Source organism: Lentibacillus juripiscarius (assembly GCF_042685205.1).
In the GTDB taxonomy this organism is placed as follows: Bacteria; Bacillota; Bacilli; order Bacillales; family Amphibacillaceae; genus Lentibacillus; species Lentibacillus juripiscarius.
In genome coordinates this window covers 1-19,860 of sequence record NZ_JBHUNA010000034.1, presented here as the reverse complement: position 1 = coordinate 19,860, position 19,860 = coordinate 1, and the positions used below count along the sequence as shown (strand labels likewise).

The 19,860-nt window shown below is 45.7% G+C and carries 17 protein-coding genes and 2 riboswitches; of the genes, 14 read left to right on the top strand and 3 right to left on the bottom strand.

Annotated elements, in window-relative coordinates:
* The first annotated feature begins 510 nt into the window (after window positions 1-510).
* Window positions 511-2,046, top strand: a complete 1,536-nt coding sequence (locus tag ACFSUO_RS13915) for a BCCT family transporter (protein ID WP_382395120.1) — start codon at window positions 511-513, stop codon at window positions 2,044-2,046.
* Window positions 2,047-2,326: 280 nt separating this feature from the next.
* On the opposite strand, the gene ACFSUO_RS13910 is transcribed toward ACFSUO_RS13915, so the two are convergent.
* Window positions 2,327-3,250: a ketopantoate reductase family protein gene (locus tag ACFSUO_RS13910; protein ID WP_382395118.1), complete on the bottom strand. Its 924-nt coding sequence runs from the start codon at window positions 3,248-3,250 to the stop codon at window positions 2,327-2,329.
* 255 nt (window positions 3,251-3,505) lie between these two features.
* Here ACFSUO_RS13910 and ACFSUO_RS13905 point away from each other — a divergent pair, with 255 nt between their 5' ends.
* Window positions 3,506-4,372 (top strand): DMT family transporter, encoded by an 867-nt coding sequence (locus tag ACFSUO_RS13905; RefSeq protein ID WP_382395116.1) that lies wholly within the window; start codon window positions 3,506-3,508, stop codon window positions 4,370-4,372.
* A 79-nt stretch (window positions 4,373-4,451) separates the two neighbouring features.
* Here the strand turns inward: ACFSUO_RS13905 and ACFSUO_RS13900 are convergent, their stop codons facing one another.
* Window positions 4,452-5,945 (bottom strand): xylulokinase, encoded by a 1,494-nt coding sequence (locus ACFSUO_RS13900; protein WP_382395114.1) that lies wholly within the window; start codon window positions 5,943-5,945, stop codon window positions 4,452-4,454.
* A 491-nt stretch (window positions 5,946-6,436) separates the two neighbouring features.
* Between ACFSUO_RS13900 and ACFSUO_RS13895 the strand changes: the two genes are divergently transcribed.
* Entirely contained in the window at window positions 6,437-7,012 is a 576-nt protein-coding gene (locus tag ACFSUO_RS13895; protein ID WP_449280321.1) for a transposase, read from the top strand.
* Window positions 7,013-7,102: 90 nt separating this feature from the next.
* Here ACFSUO_RS13895 and tenA read toward each other — a convergent pair whose 3' ends face one another.
* Window positions 7,103-7,783, bottom strand: coding sequence for a thiaminase II (tenA, locus tag ACFSUO_RS13890; protein WP_382395110.1), 681 nt, complete (start codon window positions 7,781-7,783; stop codon window positions 7,103-7,105).
* 129 nt (window positions 7,784-7,912) lie between these two features.
* A riboswitch (TPP riboswitch) is annotated at window positions 7,913-8,017 on the bottom strand.
* Between the two features lie 256 nt (window positions 8,018-8,273).
* Here tenA and ACFSUO_RS13885 point away from each other — a divergent pair.
* The 11 genes from ACFSUO_RS13885 to ACFSUO_RS13835 all read left to right on the top strand — a co-directional run bounded on the left by ACFSUO_RS13885 (window position 8,274) and on the right by ACFSUO_RS13835 (window position 19,567).
* Window positions 8,274-9,947 (top strand): OPT/YSL family transporter, encoded by a 1,674-nt coding sequence (locus ACFSUO_RS13885; RefSeq protein ID WP_382395108.1) that lies wholly within the window; start codon window positions 8,274-8,276, stop codon window positions 9,945-9,947.
* Between the two features lie 327 nt (window positions 9,948-10,274).
* A riboswitch (cobalamin riboswitch) is annotated at window positions 10,275-10,453 on the top strand.
* A 225-nt stretch (window positions 10,454-10,678) separates the two neighbouring features.
* Window positions 10,679-11,677: an ABC transporter substrate-binding protein gene (locus tag ACFSUO_RS13880; RefSeq protein WP_382395106.1), complete on the top strand. Its 999-nt coding sequence runs from the start codon at window positions 10,679-10,681 to the stop codon at window positions 11,675-11,677.
* Window positions 11,640-12,707, top strand: coding sequence for a FecCD family ABC transporter permease (locus ACFSUO_RS13875; protein WP_382395104.1), 1,068 nt, complete (start codon window positions 11,640-11,642; stop codon window positions 12,705-12,707). Before ACFSUO_RS13880 ends, ACFSUO_RS13875 begins: the two co-directional genes overlap by 38 nt.
* Entirely contained in the window at window positions 12,707-14,179 is a 1,473-nt protein-coding gene (locus tag ACFSUO_RS13870) for an adenosylcobinamide amidohydrolase (RefSeq protein WP_382395102.1), read from the top strand. The genes ACFSUO_RS13875 and ACFSUO_RS13870 overlap by 1 nt, the downstream gene beginning before the upstream one ends.
* A gap of 38 nt (window positions 14,180-14,217) precedes the next feature.
* A complete protein-coding gene (locus ACFSUO_RS13865) occupies window positions 14,218-14,778 on the top strand; it encodes a bifunctional adenosylcobinamide kinase/adenosylcobinamide-phosphate guanylyltransferase (protein WP_382395100.1) in 561 nt (186 codons plus the stop codon).
* A complete protein-coding gene (locus ACFSUO_RS13860; RefSeq protein WP_382395098.1) occupies window positions 14,775-15,635 on the top strand; it encodes a cobyric acid synthase in 861 nt (286 codons plus the stop codon). The genes ACFSUO_RS13865 and ACFSUO_RS13860 overlap by 4 nt, the downstream gene beginning before the upstream one ends.
* Entirely contained in the window at window positions 15,625-16,431 is an 807-nt protein-coding gene (locus tag ACFSUO_RS13855) for an adenosylcobinamide-GDP ribazoletransferase (protein ID WP_382395096.1), read from the top strand. The genes ACFSUO_RS13860 and ACFSUO_RS13855 overlap by 11 nt, the downstream gene beginning before the upstream one ends.
* A gap of 33 nt (window positions 16,432-16,464) precedes the next feature.
* Window positions 16,465-16,911, top strand: a complete 447-nt coding sequence (locus ACFSUO_RS13850; RefSeq protein WP_382395094.1) for a bifunctional adenosylcobinamide kinase/adenosylcobinamide-phosphate guanylyltransferase — start codon at window positions 16,465-16,467, stop codon at window positions 16,909-16,911.
* 2 nt (window positions 16,912-16,913) lie between these two features.
* Window positions 16,914-17,492 carry a cob(I)yrinic acid a,c-diamide adenosyltransferase gene (locus tag ACFSUO_RS13845; protein ID WP_382395092.1) on the top strand — a complete coding sequence of 193 codons (579 nt, stop codon included), beginning with the start codon at window positions 16,914-16,916 and terminating at the stop codon, window positions 17,490-17,492.
* 92 nt (window positions 17,493-17,584) lie between these two features.
* On the top strand, window positions 17,585-18,289 hold the full coding sequence (locus ACFSUO_RS13840) for a hypothetical protein (RefSeq protein WP_382395200.1): 705 nt from the start codon (window positions 17,585-17,587) through the stop codon (window positions 18,287-18,289).
* Window positions 18,290-18,451: 162 nt separating this feature from the next.
* Window positions 18,452-19,567, top strand: a complete 1,116-nt coding sequence (locus ACFSUO_RS13835; protein WP_382395090.1) for an NAD(P)/FAD-dependent oxidoreductase — start codon at window positions 18,452-18,454, stop codon at window positions 19,565-19,567.
* The last annotated feature ends 293 nt before the right edge of the window (window positions 19,568-19,860 follow it).

Sequence of the window (19,860 nt, the reverse complement as noted above, 5' to 3'; positions counted from 1 at the left end):
CGAAGGATGTCGAGTGAATCGATATAACGGTGGGGCGTTCCTACCCAAACTTAGGAGACGCCCGCCAGAAGTGAGAGGGCACCCAACCGCATTTCCCCCCAGGCCCTTCCTCAGCTGAAAATTCTAGTTCCCGTCGCCGTGCTCAGATGGCTTAATCTGCCCGAGCAAGGCCCTGGTGTCCGGCAACGCCACATCAACTGCTTCAGCCAGCCTAACAGCGCCCACGTGTATATGATCTACTTTGCCGGCCACCAAGCGACAGCGCGTTAGCTGGGAGAAGAGCGTACAAAAACAGAGTGCCGGAGATATCGGTGCACAACGATATTGAGGAAAAAGTTGACACATGCCGATTTCTACACATACCGATTTCCACAGATACTTGACATGTCTTCTTAATCCCTGTATTGTAACGCATTGTGTATTTTTAATCTTTGGTTCTCACAAATGTATGCTTGCGTAGAAAAAGGCACTCATGCGATGTGAGTTTTTAAAATTAGGGGGAACTCATTTTTGACGAATTTCAGTAGTAAGAATAAGAAAGGTCAAATCATTGATAAACCTGTTCTTTTTCTAAGTGGAGGAGCATTGTTGGCCTTTGTGATTCTCGCTTGGTTTAATCAGGAGATGGTTACAGAAAGTGTAAATTATTTATTTAATTTGTCCGCAACTTATTTTGGAGCCATTTATCAATTTCTGATGTTGGGGACATTTTTTATTGCGTTGTTTCTGGGATATTCAAAATATGGGAAGATTCGCTTAGGTAAGTTGGACAAACCGGAAATGAGCAATTTTAAATGGATTTCTATTATTATGTGTACATTACTTGCGGCAGGTGGCGTATTCTGGGCTGCTGCTGAACCATTGAGTCACTTTTTAACGGTGCCGCCCCATTTTTCTGGTATTGAGGCTGGTACAGCAGAGGCGGTTTCACCTGCACTTGCTACTAGTTTCGTCGACTGGGGCTTTCTTGCATGGGCGATACTCGGTACACTTGGCACCTTTGTACTGATGTATGCACATTATCACCGTGGGACGCCACTAAAGCCGAGAGCATTGCTTTATCCAATTCTTGGCGATAAAATTTTGAAGAAAAGTGTCCTTGGTACCTTTGTGGACGTCTTCTCGGTTATCTCGGTTGCGGCTGGTACAATTGGTCCGATCGGATTTCTTGGTTTGCAGGCTGGCTATGGTCTGAATGCCTTGTTTGGTGTCCCGAATAATATATATGTGCAATCATTAATCATTATTGTTGTTGTTGTTGTGGCTGGGATTTCTGCAGCTACTGGGATTCATAAAGGTATACAGATCATGAGCAGTTATAATGTTATTCTGTCTATGTTTTTAGTTGGGGCTATTATTATACTTGGTCCGGCACTATTTATATTCGATTCGTATCTGGAGTCATTTGGCTTATATGTACAAAACTTCATCGGTATGAATACGTTCCGCAGTGACGGGGCTTGGCTTGGCGGATGGACCGTCTTCTTCTTTGCCTGGTTCCTTGGTTACGCGCCGATGATGGCTATGTTTGTCAGCCGTATTTCCCGCGGGCGTACGATACGGGAAATTGTGACGGCTGTTGCGGTCATTGCACCTGTTGTCACGACGTTCTGGTTTACAATCGTTGGCGGTACAGGGATGTTCGAGGAAATGCAAAATGCGGGTTCTGTATCCGAACCATTGAGTAACGCTGGCCCGCCAGCAGCGATGATTGCCATTGCGGAACAGTTGCCGTTTGGTACGATTATCGGCTTTCTACTTCTATTGACAACGATTATCTTCGTTCTAACAACGACCGACTCGATGTCACTGACGATATCGATGGCCATTACCGGAAGTGGTGACCCGTCTAAATCATTGCGTATTTTCTGGGCTTTCCTGATAGGACTTGTGGCAACTGTCCTGATAACAATTGGCGAATCCAGTATCGACGCGCTGCAATCCTTTATTGTGGTGACCGCCGTTCCTGTATCCTTGCTGATGCTGACCACATTCTGGACAGCCCCGCGTGTCTGTCAAACACTTTTCAAAGAGCAGAACCTGTAGAGTGGTATGGGGGGGTGCCTGTCACGCCCCGAGTTTTGTCGAAAAATGTTATATGAAATTGTCAAGGAAAGCTGCTAGTTTGCAAGAACTGGTGGCTTTTTTTGTGGGTTTGCTGGGTGCCTGTCACGCCCCGAGTTTTGTCGAAAAGTGTTGAGTTGAATGAAATGGAGCCTCAGAGCGGGTTGTTCCCGCCTTGATTTGGGGATGTCCGCCAAAAATGAGAGGGGGCGCGCCCAAACGGATGCGCAGCCCCCAGACTCCTCCTTAGCTGCCGAAAATTTTAATTCCCGCCGCCGTATTCAAATGGCTTGACCAGCCCGAGCACGGTCCTGGTATACGGCATCGCCACATTGACTGCTTCAGCCAGTCTGACAGCGCCTCCGTGCAGATGGTCCACTTCAAGCGTTGCGCCTTTTCGGCGGTCCTTATGCGTGGAGGAAGTTGCCTCCGGATCGAGGTTGCTCAAGTTCTGTTTGGCTGCTGTAACGTCGGCATCCGTGAGTTTTCCATCGTACGCATTTGCCAGTTGCTTCATTTCCTGCAAGAGCATCTCGACGATATGGAACGTTTCCGGATGATTGCGAATCGGTCCAATTGGTAAATTAGCCGCTGTTGTAACCCCTGATAAAGCGTTGATGAACATATATTTTTTCCAAAGTTCCCGTGAAATGTCCTCGGTCTGCCGGCTGTCGATCACCGCATCCTGGTTGATGGCTTCTAGTTGGTCACAGATGACTTTCTGCGATTCGTCAAGCGGTCCAAATAGTAATTGATGTGCATTGCCCGTATGTTCGACATGCCCTTTGTCATTCAATCCTGCAAAAATAAACGCCAGTCCGCCTATGACCGTTTTTTTGCCAAGCTCTTTTTGCAACAGGCTGACATGTTCCATACCATTTAACACCGGCAGCACACAAGCGCCCTTGTCCGCTAGCGTCCGCAACTGATCAAGCGTCCCATCTAAGTGATACCCCTTGACGCTGACGAGCACGAGATCAGCTGCCTCGATTTCATCGGCATCGGTGACCACTCGTGGATTCGCCGCAACATAATCCCCTTTCGTACTGTTTAGTCTGATTCCGTTTTCGCGTATTTGGGCTGCACGCTTTTCTCTGACCAAAAAGGTGACATCGACTCCTGTCTCCATCCAGCGCGCCCCGAAGTAAGCCCCCAGTGCACCTGCGCCTAACACTACAATCCGCAAAAAATCCCTCCTCTAATGAAAATACTTTTAATACTTTTAATAATACGTTAGTTTGGGGTGTCTGTCTATATGGTGCCTGTCACCACCCGAATTTTGTCGAATCGTTCAGCCGGCTCTTCGGTTGTCGCTTCCAAACACCGGGAAAAGGGGCTTCTCCAACTGTTTCCGTGAACAAATTCCTTTCGATTTTTCGGGTTTTGTATTAGCATAGATGAGGTGTTTGTAATAAGGAAAAAACAACAGGAGGAACAGCTGATGTCGGATCGCAATAAAGGAATTGTACTATTATTAATATCTGCATTAGGTTTTTCTCTGATGGGGGCTTTCGTGAAGCTATCCGGGGATTTGCCTACTGCACAAAAGGCATTTTTTCGCAACATTGTTGCCGCGGCCATTACATTAGGTTTTGTCCTGCATCATAAAGAAAGATTGTTTGGCAAAAAAGAAAATCAGAAATTGCTGCTTTCCCGCTCGGCACTTGGGGCGGTTGGGATCGTATTGAACTTTTATGCTATCGATCATTTGGTGTTGTCCGATGCGGAGATGCTGAATAAACTCAGTCCGTTCATTCTTATCATATTTTCGGCGATTTTCCTGAAAGAAACAACTCGCCGGTTTCAGGTCATTGCCGTTCTCATAGCGTTTATCGGCGCACTATTTATCATCCAGCCGGAATTTTCCGTGGCGGTGTTCCCTTACATCATTGGGGTGCTCGGGGCCGTGTTTGCGGCTGGTGCCTACACGCTTCTTCGGGTACTGGGAAACAAAGAGAAACATTATACTGTTGTCTTTTATTTTTCGTTTTTCACAACGGTGGTGCTGCTGCCGTTCACGGTTGTATTTTATGAACCAATGAGCTTGCAGCAATGGATTCTTCTTCTTCTGGCAGGGGCGTGTGCCACGGTCGGTCAGTTCGGCGTGACACTTGCTTATAAGTTTGCACCAGCCAGTGAAATTTCCATTTTCTTTTATTCCACTGTCGTTTATTCGGCCCTGCTGAGCATTGTGCTTTTCGGCCAGATACCGACGATTCTCAGTGTTATCGGATATGTCATCATATTCGGCGCGTCGTTTTACATGTTCCTGAAAAACAACCGGATGGATAAGCGGGAAGTTGGGTAGGGGTGCCAGGTGCCTGTCACCACCCGAGTTTTGTCGAATAAGCGCTCGTCGTTTCAAATCATCTTTCACCCATACAGCGTCACTCATAAACCGGCTTCAAACTAGGATAAAGTTTCAAATACCGTTGATAGTTTTCTTTATACACTTCATAATTTTGCGTAATTGGTTTGTATGTTCTCACATCAGCAGTTGCTAAGAATCGTTCACAAAAGTCGTTATAATCGAATGCCCAGCCGATATTAACAAAGCCGGACGAGGCGGCGCCTAAAGCAGGTGTGTATTCACTGTTTTTCGGTACACGTACGGGACGGCCTATTATATCGGCTAAAATTTGGCACCAGGAAGTACTATTTGAACCACCTCCAATCAAGGTGAGGATGCCTTGGTCTCTCTCATCTACAAGAACGTCGATTATCTGTTTGAATGAAAAACAAATTCCTTCCATCACAGCTTTTGCTAAGTCACTTTTCTCTGTATTTGGTCCGATTCCCCAAAAGGCACCTTTCGCTTCGGTGTCATGAACCGGGCAACGTTCTCCATTTAAGTAGGGGAGAAATAGTAAGCCATTGCTGCCTGCTGTTGCGTTTTCCAATAGTTGCTCAAATACTGCATATTTGTCTTTTTGCACATTGCCCACAAACATTTCAACGGCCCAGCGATGCACATTCCCTGCATTTAATAATGGCGCAATACTAATCGTTCTGTTTTTAGGTAGATGGGCAAGGCTGAAAATACCATTTATATTTGGATTTCTTCTCATTCCTTCTTGGATAATTGCAGCCCACCCGGTGGTCCCAATATAGAAATAAGTGTCCCCTTGATTAACCGCTGCCGCTCCAAGTGTAGAAGCACCGGCATCCCCACTCCCGCATAAAACAGGCGTGGACTCAAAAAAACCAGTTTCTTCAGCAGCTGTTTCCGTCACCAGTCCAACAATATCTTCTGAATTGTGGAGTGTCGGGAGCTGGCGTGCATTTATACCAAACATTTGCAAAATTTCGGGCTCCCATTGTTGCGTAGTTAAATTCATCATCCCAGTCGTAGCAGCTGTTGTCGGATCTGTCGCAAAGGCGTTCGTCAATTGATGAATCACGGAATCCTTTGCGCTAAACACATAGCATTGGGTTGCTTCATGCAATGTAGGATGATGATTTTCAAACCAAAGCAGTTTGGCAAGCGGTGTAGAAGAACGAACAGTGTTTCCTGTTTTTTTGTGAATAGTTGGAAGCTTTTCATTTATGATAGTTGCCTCCTGATCTGCCCGGGTATCCAAATATAAGATTGCTCTTTGGTTAGGGTGCTTCTCAGAAATTGGAATGACGTCTTCCATCTGGCCTGAAAATGTAATCACCTCTACTTGCTTCGGATCAATCTGTATTTTTGTCCACCATTTGTTAGCAATTTCTTTTACTTTAGTCCACCAGTCAATCGTGTTTTGTTCGATTTCACCATTTTCACCGTGATATGTATTCAAAAGAACGGTGTACTCTCCCGTGATGCTAGCGTGTTTGTCAAGCAGCATCCCCTTAATTGCAGCCGTTCCAATATCAAAAACAGCGACGTATGTTTCCATGTTGAATCCCCCTCCCAAGTCTTTACGGAATAAATGCCCACGATTTTATTTTCTATCATAGCGTAGGATGAGGTGCCTGTCACCACCCGAGCTTTGTCGAAATACGTCGAACGAATTCCATATAAAATTAAAGCTCCATAAAATGGCATTTTCTCCAGCTGCTTTTTGTTATTTTGAGATTTTAACCGAATGTTGGTTCGCCAAATCCGAAATGTTCCTCTTTTTAAAGGTTTTAAAATGAATTTTGCCTCGAACGAACGTTCTTGACCTTTGGCAGGTTTGAGCTTATCCTATACTTAATCGATTTGGGATAGGAGAAGGTAAGGGGGGGGTTCAGATAGTATCGCGTGCAAATGAAGTTTTGCCTCAGCTCAGTTCAGATAAGTTCGGGACTGGGAAGCTAGGAATTCATGAATCAGCGGGGACTCCGGAAGCTGGATGGGGCGGCTTTTCCCTGGATATCAAATACAGAAAGGGATGGTATAGGACCGATGGGGCGCAAAAAGCGGATTTGGGTGCCGGATTCATTTTATCATGTCGTTTGTCGCGGCAATCGTCGTGACGCTCTTTTCAATGATGAAGGTGATTTTAAAACCTTTCTTTACATCCTTCAACAGATTAATAAGAAAGCTCCTTTTGAATTAATCTCCTACTGTTTGATGACCAACCATTTTCACCTGCAAATACGCTCCAAAGAACAACCTCTTTCCAAAGTTATGTCACTCATCAATAAGCAGTATGCTGATTATTACAATACGAAGAACAAGGTGACCGGCCATGTTTTTGAAAAACGGTATTATGATAGACTAGCTGAATCGAAACTGGCGATGCTCAAAGTTAGCCGTTACATCCATTTGAACCCAGTGGACGCCAGCATGGTGACAAACGCCCAAAGTTATCAGTGGAGCAGTTACTGGTACTATATGCACACGTCCACTCATGGTCTTCTGAATACGGCCATTATCCTGGATTGCTTTCCGGGGAATGAGTGGGAGAAGCGCCGGCGATATCGGGAATTTTGTGAGGAGGTGCCTGTCACCACCCGAATTTTGTCGAATTCCACTTGATAAGATTCTTTCCAGCAAAGGCCGGTCAATGGGGGGGGGGTACACAAAAATGGCATCCCATGCTTAAGGATGCCATTTTTATGCCAAGAATCAGACGGTACTGCTTTTGGCCGATAGCCATTCTTCTTTCGTGTAGGCCATTTCCCAAAATGCAAGTTCGTATTCTTTCGCGATTACGAATTGTTCTTTGATTTTTTCCTTTTCCTTGTCGCTTGCTTCCTCAGCAAGCTGATCCAGCAAGTCCATTTGCTCCTGCGTTGATGTCTGAAACCAATTATCCGCATACATATTTATCCAATTTTGATAGATGGTCTGGCCGGGTTTTGCATCCTGATTGGTTTTTCCAATGTCTGCGTACAGCCAGTAGCACGGAAGCATGGCGGCAACGGTCTGGCTGAGTTGTCCGGAAAGTGCTGCTCTGTACAAGTGTGATGTGTAGGCATAGGCAGTTGGCGCCGGCTTGAACTGGTTCATGTCCTCATCGGTGATGTTCAGCAATTCTGCATGCTCATGGTGCACGGTCAACTCCGCTTCCGCCGTCATTTTGGCCTTTTCGGCAAGCATACCAGCCACTTGAAAATCTTCTGCTTGCGAAGCGGCGATTGCATGCACCTTGCCAAAATGCTTCAGGTAATAAATGTCCTGAAGAATGTAGAACTTGAACGTATCTAGCGGCAGATCCCCCCGCACAATACCCTGGACAAATGGGTGGTTCAAACTCTGCCCCCAGCTTTCCGTTGTTGCCTGACGCAGTGATTCAGTAAAGCGCATAAAAAATCCTCCCCTTTTTCATTGATGTTGACCTGGCGCGCCAGGAGAAAGGGAGGTCATTTAAAATATTCAGAACACGAATGGCACATAGGTTCAACCAAACTTCGTGCTTGATGTATCCATTTTAATTGACGCTGAATTCCACTTTCCTCCGCTGGCACTAACCAGGTCAGGTTCAAGGGTCTTAGAGTCCACTCTAATCTCAGCCTTCAAAAGGCACCCCTAGTGAAAACGCTATACGAATATACTGTAACATAGGTGGAGGGAAAAGGAAATGGTGCCTGTCACCGCCCGGATTTTGTCGAACAACTCTTATAAAATTAAAATAGAAATCGATAAATAAATCTTAAGGGCAGGAATTTGTTAGAATTTATCGAAGTATTAAATGAATTTATCAAAGAGGTACGGGTCCTTAGTACTTTTTTGTTTTGAAGCTTGAATAAGGGAACTATTGGGAGAAACACTTTATTTATCAAGAGGGGAAAAAACAATGGAAAGTACGAAGCGAAATTATACCGATTCCTCGGTAGAAGGTACAGGGGAAGGTCACCGTTATGCTTCATCATTTAAAGAGCAGCTAACGATAAGAGGAATCATCACTGGTGCGTTTGGTTCTATTATTATTACAACCAGCTCGATGTATGTTGCGTTAAGAATGGGGTCGTTACCGTGGCCGATTATTTTTGTTGCATTGCTGTCAATGGCGGTGTTAAAGGGGCTTGGCAGGACGAACCTAAATGAAATTAATGTAACCCATACCGCTATGTCTGCAGGAAGTATGGTTGCCGGCGGTCTTGCATTTACGATTCCAGGTTTATGGATGTTAAATCAAGATGTCAGCATCAGTTTCTGGACGCTGCTCACGGTAACTTTATCAGGAACAATAATGGGTGTAATTTTCACCGCACTTGTTCGGAAATTTTTTGTGGAACAGGAAAAGTTGCCTTATCCAATGGGAGTGGCAGCAGCTGAAACTGTTTTAACAGGTGATGAGGGTGGTTCAAAGGCCAAAACACTATTTGCCACGCTTGGTTTGGCAGCTATTTTCACAGCCATTCGGGATGGGTTAGGGTGGATACCCGGTATTTGGAACTCGACGGCTCTTGCTGCAAACAATATCTTTTTTGGCTTTCGGTTTTCGCTTATGAATTTAGGAGTCGGTTATATAATCGGACCTTTCTTGACAGGAGTTTGGTTCCTGGGATCCGTATTTTCGTACTTCTTCCTGATTCCCGTTGGAGTAGCTCAAGGCTGGTTTTCGGATGTGGAAGCGGCAAATGCCTTTAAAGATAGTCTTGGCATTGGATTGATGGTTGGCACAGGTGCAGGAATACTATTTAAAGGGATTTTACCTAAAGCCAAGCAACTATATGGTCCACTGATTAGCGGAAAAGCAGTGAAACAAAGTGACATCAATTTAAAATGGTCCCCAATTATGTTTGCGGCCGTTGCCTTTTTCTTAACCACCTTTACAGACATGACATTGCTTGCTAGTGTTTTAACCATTTTAGGAATTTGGATTATGACCGCAATGTCTGCATCGGTTACTGGCCAAACAAGTATTAATCCCATGGAAGTGTTTGGGATTATCATTTTGTTGGTGATTACATTTATACTTGACACGACAGTGATCGCAGCATTTTTAATTGCTGCTGTTGTGGCAATTGCTTGTGGATTGACAGGTGATGTTCTTAATGACTTTAAGTCCGGTAACATTCTGAGAACCAATCCGCGTGCGCAGATTATATCGGAATCCATTGGTGGGATTATAGGAGCGGTTGTCTCCGTTATTGTTCTGTTTGTTATGCATGAGGCATATGGTGCAATGGGGCCAGGCACGGATCTCCCGGCACCTCAAGCTTATGCTGTTTCAACTATGGTGGGAGGACTGCCTGATGTTACAGCTTTTTGGGCAGGTTTAGTTATTGGAATAGTCTTGTATGTGCTAAATATACCCGGAATGGTTTTAGGGTTAGGTATCTATTTACCGATGTATATATCAAGTACTGCATTTTTAGGTGGTTTAGTCGCCTTTATAGTATCAAAAGTTAACAAAGACAAGGATACCAAGGAACGCGGGTTGATTGTATCATCTGGTTTGCTTGGCGGTGAGGGCGTTGCAGGTGTTGCCATTGCGATTATTAGAGTATTAACAAGAGGATGAGACGGGGGGAGGTGGGTGTCTGTCCCACATCCCGCCGCCTATCGAAAATAGTGACAAATGGTACAGAATTTTGTATACTTTTGTCATAGCGATAATTTAATAGTTTAGTGGTATAGGTGATTTCTGTAAGAGGTTGTTCAAATAGTCCGGTAAAAAATGACACTTCGAATTTCTTCGTTGGCTTGCTTTTCCGTTCCTTGGAAAAGAAATACACTTTTCCTGCGTGCGATGCGGGTTCAGGGAAGCTTTCCTTGTGCTCATGTATTAAATGCATACATTCCGCTACTCAAAGCTGCGCCTCCTTGAACTTCTCGGTCCTTTTTATCCTCCTTTTTGAACACGAACTGTAATACGAAATCATAATAGGGAAGTTGGTGCGAATCCAACGCGATCCCGTCACTGTATTTGCAAGCTGGCTGCAATGACCACTGTACATTTGTATGTATGGGAAGGTGCAGTTAGTGATGACCTTAAGCCAGGAGACCTGCCTATTGCCATTTGTGCACCAAACCTACGGGGAATAGGAAGGTGTAAAGGGACAAGTGTTTTTGATTATGGTGGTTCTTGCCCTTTTACATACACATCTTCATTTCTCGTGAAGATGTTTTTTTTATTGTCCAGGTGACGAACGCGGGATAATGCGGGACAGGTTTATCAACCCGCGTCGTCAAACAAGGAAGGAACCGGGGCAAGGGGCCTGTCCTCCTGTCCCGAAAATTGGGGGAGATTATATGAAGAGGGTTTTGTTGTTTTTATTGGTGTCCATGTTTACTGCTGGGCTGTTAATTGGGTGCGGCTCCGGGGGTACGGACACGGGGAGTCAGGACCAAAGCACCAATGATAGTTCGGAACAGACGGAGGACACAGGGGAAACGGCGGAATCGGCATTTCCGTTGACGGTAACGGATGCCCTTGATAATGAAGTGACGATTGATGACAAGCCGGAGCGAATTGTTTCTGTCATTCCAAGTAATACGGAGATTGCCTTTGCGCTTGGATTGGGGGATGAAATCGTTGGTGTCTCCGATCACGATAATTATCCGGAAGAGGTAAAGGAAAAGGAAAGAATTGGTGGACTGGAAATGAATATAGAAGTCATTATCAGTCTGAAACCTGATCTTGTCCTTGCGCATGCGTCCAGTGCCGAAAGTTCGCAGGAAGGACTGCAACAGCTTCGTGATTCCGGTATTGATGTGTTTGTCGTTCATGATGCACAGGATATTGAAGGGACGTATCAATCGATTAAGCAGATTGGGAAGGTTACGGGTACCGAGGAAAAAGCAGCTGATATAGTCAGCGGTATGAAAGAGGACTTTGCTTCCATTAGCGAAAAAGCCGAAGCAGTCAGTGAAGATGAGCGGAAATCCGTCTTTTTTGAAGTTTCTCCAGCTCCGGACATTTACACTGCTGGTAAAAACACCTTTTTCGATGCCCTATTACAGGTTGTCCATGCAGATAATGCCGCTAAAGAACTAGATGGCTGGGTACCTATCGATCCGGAGGCTATTTTGGAAATGAACCCTGATGTGATTGTAACGACGTATGGAAGTACGGTGGACAATCCGGTCAAGAAAGTCATGAACCGGGATGGCTGGGGTGACATGAATGCGGTGGCGAATGAACAAGTGTATGATGTTCCTTCTGATCTGGTGAGTCGCCCAGGTCCCCGGCTGACGGAAGGTGCAAAGGAGATTGCAAAGGTTGTCTACCCGGAGATATTTGAAGAGTAACTATGTAGTTGCCTATGTGCTGTCGTTGGCATTCTTAATCATTTCCTTGCTGACGGCGGTATCCATTGGCAGTGTTTTCATTCCTATTTCCGATATAGTGAGGATTATTGGTGCACAGATTTTTCGCTTACCTATCGCTGAGGAAGTTGATTCCATGTATCGAAATATTGTTTTTGAAATTCGCTTGCCGAGAGTGCTGCTTGCCGGTTTCGTTGGCGGATCGCTTGCCATTGCTGGAGCGGTCTTCCAAGGCTTATTGCGAAATCCATTGGCGGACCCATACATTCTTGGTGTCTCTTCCGGTGCTTCGGTTGGGGCGGTTGCCACGTTGTTTTTTAACATTTCGATTCCGTTTCTAGGACTTTACACGTTACCGGTCTTAAGCATTGCAGCGGCCTTAATGACGATTTTTCTTGTACTGTTTTTTGCCAAACGGGTGGACCGGGCGATGCGGGTGGAGACCATTATTTTAACCGGAATTATTTTCAGTTCCTTTTTAGGTTCCTTTATTTCGTTAATTATTGCGTTTACAGGTGACCAGCTGCAGCAAATCATGGGCTGGCTGCTCGGGAGTGTATCCATGCGAGGCTGGAGTCACATCGGTATCATTATCCCGTTTTTTATCCTTGGATCCTTGTTATTGTTCATGAACAGCAAAGAATTAAATGCGCTCGCTTTTGGAGAAGAACGGGCACAGCACTTGGGTGTTGATGTACAAAAGCGGAAATTAATGGTCCTTGTTGCTGGATCCATATTGACTGGTGCGGCAGTGGCGGTTTCCGGAGCAATTGGTTTTGTCGGCTTGGTGATTCCCCATCTGACAAGGCGTTTATGGGGGCCGGATCATATTCATCTTCTGCCGCTGTCGATCTTAATCGGCGCTGGTTTTTTAATGCTGACTGATCTAGTATCACGAACGATTATTTCGCCGACTATTTTGCCAATTGGCGTGATTACTGCATTAATCGGTGCGCCCGCATTTGCATTTATTTTAATGAAACAACGCAATGGAATGAGAGGCGGTTTGTAATGCTGAAACTGGAACATGTCTCAGGCGGTTATGAGGAGCAGCCGGTCATTCAGGATATTAGTTTTTCCGTTTCCCGGGGCGAATTCTTTGGCATTTTAGGGCCAAATGGGAGCGGGAAAACGACCCTGCTGAAAATGATCAGTGGCTTGATTCCGTGTACGGCCGGGGTCATTCAGGTGGATAACAAGGATCTATTTCATTTTTCTCAGAAAGAATTGGCCCGGAAAATGGCCGTTTTGCCACAGCTTACATCCCATGCGTTTCCTTATACGGTAAAGGAAACGGTCGCGCTTGGGAGGTATGCACATCATCAAGGTTTTTTTCAAACGTGGACATCGGAGGATGAAAACGTATTGCAGACGGTTATGGAGCAGACAACGATAGCTGGTTTTCAGCACCATTCTTTACAGGAATTGTCAGGTGGCGAACAGCAGCGTGTGTTCCTCGCGCAAGCCTTAGCCCAGGAGCCGGATATATTACTGCTGGACGAACCGACCAATCATCTGGATTTAGCCTATCAGAAGGATTTGCTTGATTTGTTGAAAAGAAGTGTCCATAAGCAAGAGCTCACTGTTGTGTCGATTTTTCATGATGTCAACCTGGCAAGTCTGTATTGCGACCGGTTGCTTCTCATGCATGATGGACGAACCAGGGCGTTAGATATGCCGGATGGGGTGCTGACAGAGTCTGTGATCAATGACGTGTACCAAACCGAGGTGAGCAAGCATCCGCATCCGGCGATTGCCAAACCGCAAATGCACTTAATCCCTGCCGAAGCTGGTGAATGGCCGGGCGAGGGCGAGGTTATCATTGATTCCTCCATGTTGAACGTGACGCCGGAACATATTACTCTCACGTCGCCACTGCCGTTAAGGACCTTATCTTCGGGAGTGTGTGGAGCTGGACTAGGCTGGAATAGCTTCTTTGTTAATCGGCATGTGACAACTGATTATAATTGTTCGGATCATAAACAGGAGATGGGCGACTATCTTGTGCAGCATGGATTTGACCTTTCACGAACCGTTGGCATGATGACTGCCGTTCCATTGGAGGATGCTGCGTATCGGTTTCAGGAAAAAGAAACCTTTTCCCTCCTGACTGTCGTCACAGCTGGGGTTAAGAATGCAACGGACAGTGCAAGGCCATCCGAACAGCTTCTACCGACAACGAACGGAACCATCAATATTTGGCTGTTTGTGAACGGAAAATTAACGGAAGAAGCTTTTATTCAGGCGATGATGACCGCAACAGAAGCAAAGGCGCAGGCATTAAGGGAATTGGACATAAAAGATAGCAGGACCGATACGATCGCCACGGGAACGTCGACAGACAGCATGCTCATCGCTGCAACCCAGCACGGGGAGACATTGCCCTATGCAGGAACAGCGACGGAACTCGGTCAACTGATCGGCAAAAGTGTTTTTACCGAAACGAAAAAGGCAATTCGGCGGTATCAAGCGAGGACAGCATGATTACCAGAAAACCAATTGCTGATGGAGGCCTTACGTCAATGGAAAAGGGAAAATTGATCTTTGTTTCGGGAGGGGTGCGCAGCGGAAAAAGCTCGTTCGCCGAGAAAAAAGCTGCAGAATGGGGAAAGAAGCAGACCTTACATTTGAACTACATTGCATGTGGTGTCGCTTCTGACAGTGAGATGCGCAATCGGATAGCCCGCCACCAGAAAAGCCGGGCAAGCGCATCGATGAATTGGAAAACATGGGAGTGCCCGTATGAGCTAGCACGCATTGCCGGCCGGTTTTCGAAACAGGATTTGCTTGTATTGGACTGTGTGACAACACTAGTAACCAATTATTTATTTGAAAAAAATATAGTGGCAGCAACGGACGTGATAGACTGTATAGGAAGGGATATCGCAAGTCTTCAGGAAAATGCTGCCGGATTGATTGTTGTTTCCAATGAGGTTACGCAGGGAATCCCGTCCCGAGAGGCATTAACACGAAACTATCAATCCATACTTGGAAGCGTCCATCAAACCATTGTCAGCTGGGCGCATGCTGCCTATTTGGTGGAAAACAGTATACCGATCCAGAAGAAAGGGATAGCGGAATGAAGGGATTCATGATGCAGGGAACAGCTTCCGATGTGGGGAAAAGCATTCTCACTGCCGGTCTTTGCCGGTTATTTGCGAATAAAGGGTATGCTGTTACACCGTTCAAAGCACAAAATATGTCCAGTCATTCTGTACGGACACCCGACGGAAACGAGATGAGCATTGCCCAAGCCCAGCAGGCGGAAGCAGCTTTTCTTCTTCCATCTGTTTGGATGAACCCGATTCTACTGAAGCCGCGTGAACATGGGCGGACAGAGGTAATCGTTCTGGGAGAAAAAGTGGATAACATTCCAGGTGGCGATTATGGAAAAAGCTATGACAATCTGGTGGGGCAAACAACAAAGGAAGCGCTGCATCAGCTGGATCAGCAGTATGATTTTGTTTTTATTGAAGGTGCAGGCAGTCCTGTGGAGATGAATCTAAAAGACCGTGACCTTGCTAATATGGCTGTGGCGGAAATGGCGGATGTCCCTGTTCTCCTGGTTACAGACATTGACAGGGGAGGGGCTTTTGCGAGCGTTGTGGGAACGCTGGAATTAATGACACAGAAAGAAAGGGAGCGGGTAAAGGGGCTGGTCATTAATAAATTTCGTGGTGACATTTCCTCTTTTCATGCTGGAAGGAAGTGGCTGGAGGCATATACTGGAATCCCTGTACTCGGGGTGATTCCGCATATTGACCATCATTTGGCTGAAGAGGACAGCTTGAAGGATCCGGGCAGCGGCATGACGGTTCGGTCCGCTTTCCGAACGGCCAATCATGGACCCGATTATGACAAACTGGCTGAACACTTGGAGACCTATTTGGATTGGCAAAAGCTGTTAGCTGTTATGTCAGGTGAAACGTATGCGGGCTAGGTTAACGGGGATTTTGATTGGTGTTTGTATCAATTTGCAATTTTTCACTAGCATCCCGATGAAAAGGGAGCTTCCAATCAATCGTTTCTATCTTTCTTATGCATTAAGGACATTCCCTTTACTTGGATTCGTACAGGGTGCCATCTATGCTTTTGTTTTATATGTGCTTCAGTCGTATACACCTTTTTCTGATATGATCTTAGCGTTTGGTTTATGGCTGCTGTTGATTCTTTTGTCCGGGGGCATTCACTTGGATGGGCTCATGGATACAAGTGATGCCTATTTTTCCTACAAAGATGTTGACAAACGGCTGGAAATTATGAAAGATCCCCGGGCCGGCGCATTTGGTGTTCTGGCGATTACCGTATTTCTTACCGGGCGCTTCGTTATTTTTTATGAGCTGGTAAGACTGGCGGGGGAAGGGATTTATGTCCTGGTTATGCTCGTACCGTTACTTGGTAAAATGCTTATGGGTGCTTATCTGCAACTTGTGCCGTCAGCAAGAAAGGATGGAATGGCGTACCTTTTTCAGCAAGGGGCAGGCCGATTTTACTGGATTGTGTATGGGGGCTATCTGCTTGTCATGGGCATTGGAATCACCTTTCTGAACATAGACTTACTTGTACCGTACATGACGCTTATGCTGGTGATGGCTGCTGGAGGGTATATCCTTTCCGGAAAAATAAAGAAGCATTTTGGCGGCATTACAGGGGATACGCTCGGGGCTATTTCAGAAGGGATGGAGCTTGTTTTATGGATAACCGTTTGGCTGTTCTACGTTTTCGCTCTGGTGTAACAAAAGCGATTCCGGTTAAAAGGAGAAGAAGCTATGCACTTCATTACTGGTGGTGCCTACAATGGAAAGCGACAATGGGTCAAAAGATATTACACACTCGACCACTCGCTGTGGCTTTCCGCATACAATGGAAGCTTGCCGAATAAATTCGAACATACGGAACTGCCTTTTACCGTGATTGTGGAAGGTGTTGAGCAATGGATTTATAGGAAGATAGATTCTGTCTCACAGGCTGATAAACTGGTTGAAAATTTCATGAATGACATGGACCCATGGCTGCAATGGAAGGAATCGGATAGCCGGCGAAAGGTTGTCATCATTGGGACTGATATATCCAAAGGCATTGTACCAATCGATAAGCAGGACCGGCTTTGGAGAGACGTGACGGGCTGGGCCTATCAGGAGTTGGTGAGACGGGCAGAACGGGTGGATGTTATTTGGTATGGGATTGAACAAACAATTAAAGGATGGGAGCGCTGAAAATGCGACTATATACAAAATCAGGCGACAAAGGCAAAACAAGTGTCATTGGTGGAAGAGTGGAAAAAGATGCTATCCGTGTCGAGGCATATGGAACGATTGATGAAGTAAATTCATTTGTCGGAAAGGCTATTTCCGAATTGGATAAAACCATTTTCAACGATATTATTACGGATCTTGAGAAAATCCAGCATGAATTATTTGATTGCGGCTCCGAATTATCCAATATTTCAGCGAAGAGAGAGCATAAATTGACAGAAGAACCGATTACATACCTGGAGGAAAAAATCGATGAATTGATAGATGAAGCACCGGAATTGGAACGATTTATATTACCGGGCGGCTCGGATGCTTCTGCTTCCATTCATATTGCCAGGACAGTGACAAGACGGGCGGAACGATTGATTGTATCGTTAATGAAAGCAGAAGAAGAGATTTCACCCATTCCATTGAAATATGTGAATCGCTTATCTGATTACTTCTTTGCCGCCGCGCGGGTCATTAACGCCCGATTAAATGTCCCAGATGTCGAATACGAGCGAAGCGCCAAAGTATTCCGCGGCAGCAACAAAAAGAAATAAACGGGACATGGGGAAAGGCTTACTGTCCAAAAACATACGGATTTGCCGGGACAAGGAGCCTGTCCGTGTCCCGAAAAGGAGTTAAATGTGTGATGCGTCATCCTGTTACTGTACCATTTACGGCTGACGGGGAACTTGTCATTACTGCTGATAACAGTGGTGCAATTGGTGAAAAAAGCCAAGATGCAGTCAATGCACCGAATCAAGTTGTAGGCTATTATGCTTGCCGTGTTGCCATTATGGAATGCCTTGCTGTAGGAGGAGAGCCCCAAACAGTCGTCATGCATAATTTTACAAATGACGAAGCCTGGCATGACTACAAAAGTGGTCTGGACCAGGTGATGGAAGAATTGAAAATGAATACCATTCCACTTACTGGAAGCACGGAAAGTAACGTTTCCAGCCTGCAGTCGGGCCTTGGCATAACAGTCATTGGAACGAAGACAAAACAGGAAGATCAGAAACAATGGACAGGTGAAGAAGCATATGCAGTTATTGGAACACCATTATTGGGGGAGGAAGTCATCCATCAACATGAAGAAATTGCGCCACTTTGGCTGTTTCAGCATCTCTGTCAACTGGAAGAGGTAAAAGCTGTGTCAACGGTTGGGTCGAAGGGAATTGGATCCACATGGAGAGAATGGACGACAAGCGAGAACAAATTGACATGTGAGCTGGACGTGGAAAAATCTGCAGGACCAGCTACTTGCTTTCTGATCGCCTTTGACCAAACAAACACAGAAAAAATCAAAAAAATAGCAGGCAGCTACTTTCACGCTCTGGTGCCAGGGCGGTAGGGGCGTGCCTGTGGGTAGGCCTAGTGCCTGTCACCACCCGAATTTTGTCGAATGCATATCGTGCTTCAGCTTCGGGTTGTTTTATTGCTATAATTGTTTCTGGTAGGTTAAATTAGGACTCCTTAACAAGGAAAAGAATGACTAATAGAAAAGGTGCTAAACATGCAATCATATATCGTAATTGGATCCGGGATTCTCGGGGCTTCCACAGCGTACCATTTAGCCAAGCAAGGGGCAGACGTGACGCTGGTTGATCGGAATGATCCTGGTCAGGCAACAGCTGCGGCAGCCGGGATTGTGTGCCCTTGGCTGACCAATCGTCGTAACAAAGCTTGGTATCGCTTAGTAAAAGAAGGAGCAAAGTACTACCCCACGCTTATTCAGCAATTAAGGGCAGATGGGGAAACGGAAACTGGTTATGCCAGGGTCGGAGCTATAAATATTTTTGATACGGAAGAAAAGTTAAACAAAAAAATGGAGGTAGCCCTCGAACGCCGGGAGAGTACGCCGGAGATGGGAGAAGTGACAGCATTATCTCCTGCTGAAACGAAAGCATTATTTCCACCATTATCAGAAGAGTATGGGGCGGTCCATATTAGTGGTGCAGCTCGGGTCAACGGGGGCGATTTGCGTAACGCACTTATTCGTGGCGCTGAAAAAAATGGAGCAACTTTTATTCATGGGGATGCTTCCCTTATGTTCAGAGGCTCAAAAATTACGGGCGTATCCGTGAATGGGGAAAAATATAATGCTGATCAAGTACTGGTAACAGGCGGTGTGTGGGCCAAGGAATTACTGGAAGACCTTGGGATGCACTTTTTGGTGACCTCGCAAAAGGCCCAGATTGTCCATTTGCAAATGCCCCATACTGATACTAGCTCCTGGCCTGTTTTGATGCCTCCCTACAATCAATACATGCTTACATTTGGCGATGGAAAAATTGTTGTGGGCGCTACGCAAGAGAACAATGCAGGAGATGATGATCGAGTAACGATGGGTGGGATACACGAAATTACCGATAAAGCTTTAAAAGTAGCTCCTGGTTTATCCTCCAGTACGTATGTGGAAACAAAAGTGGGATTTCGGCCATTCACACCGGGATACTTACCGATTATTGGTCCGGTACCTAATATGGAAGGCTTACTTATCGCAAATGGCCTTGGCGCCTCTGGTTTAACAAGCGGTCCCTATTTGGGATTAGAGTTTTCCAAATTAGCACTTGGCCAACCGACTGACCTTGATTTAAACGACTACAACGTCGCTGGTGCATTTGTGTAGGTGGCTGGTTTGGGGGGCGGGTACCTGTGGTTTGGGTCTTAGGCCTAGTGCCTGTCACCACCCGAATTTTGTCGAAATAAATACTTGTGGGATGCTTTCGCTTGGAAAAATAAACTTTTTTCATACTATTCCCTCACGGGAACACTTGTTTGTGATCCCGGCCTGTGTTATAATAAATTTAGAAATACACCTCCGCAAAGTCTCCATCCTGAATTATTCATTGAAACTTAGTAGAAAAGTGCAATTGTTTGTCGCCCAAGCGGTTTCGCCAAATTACATTTTCATCAAATAAA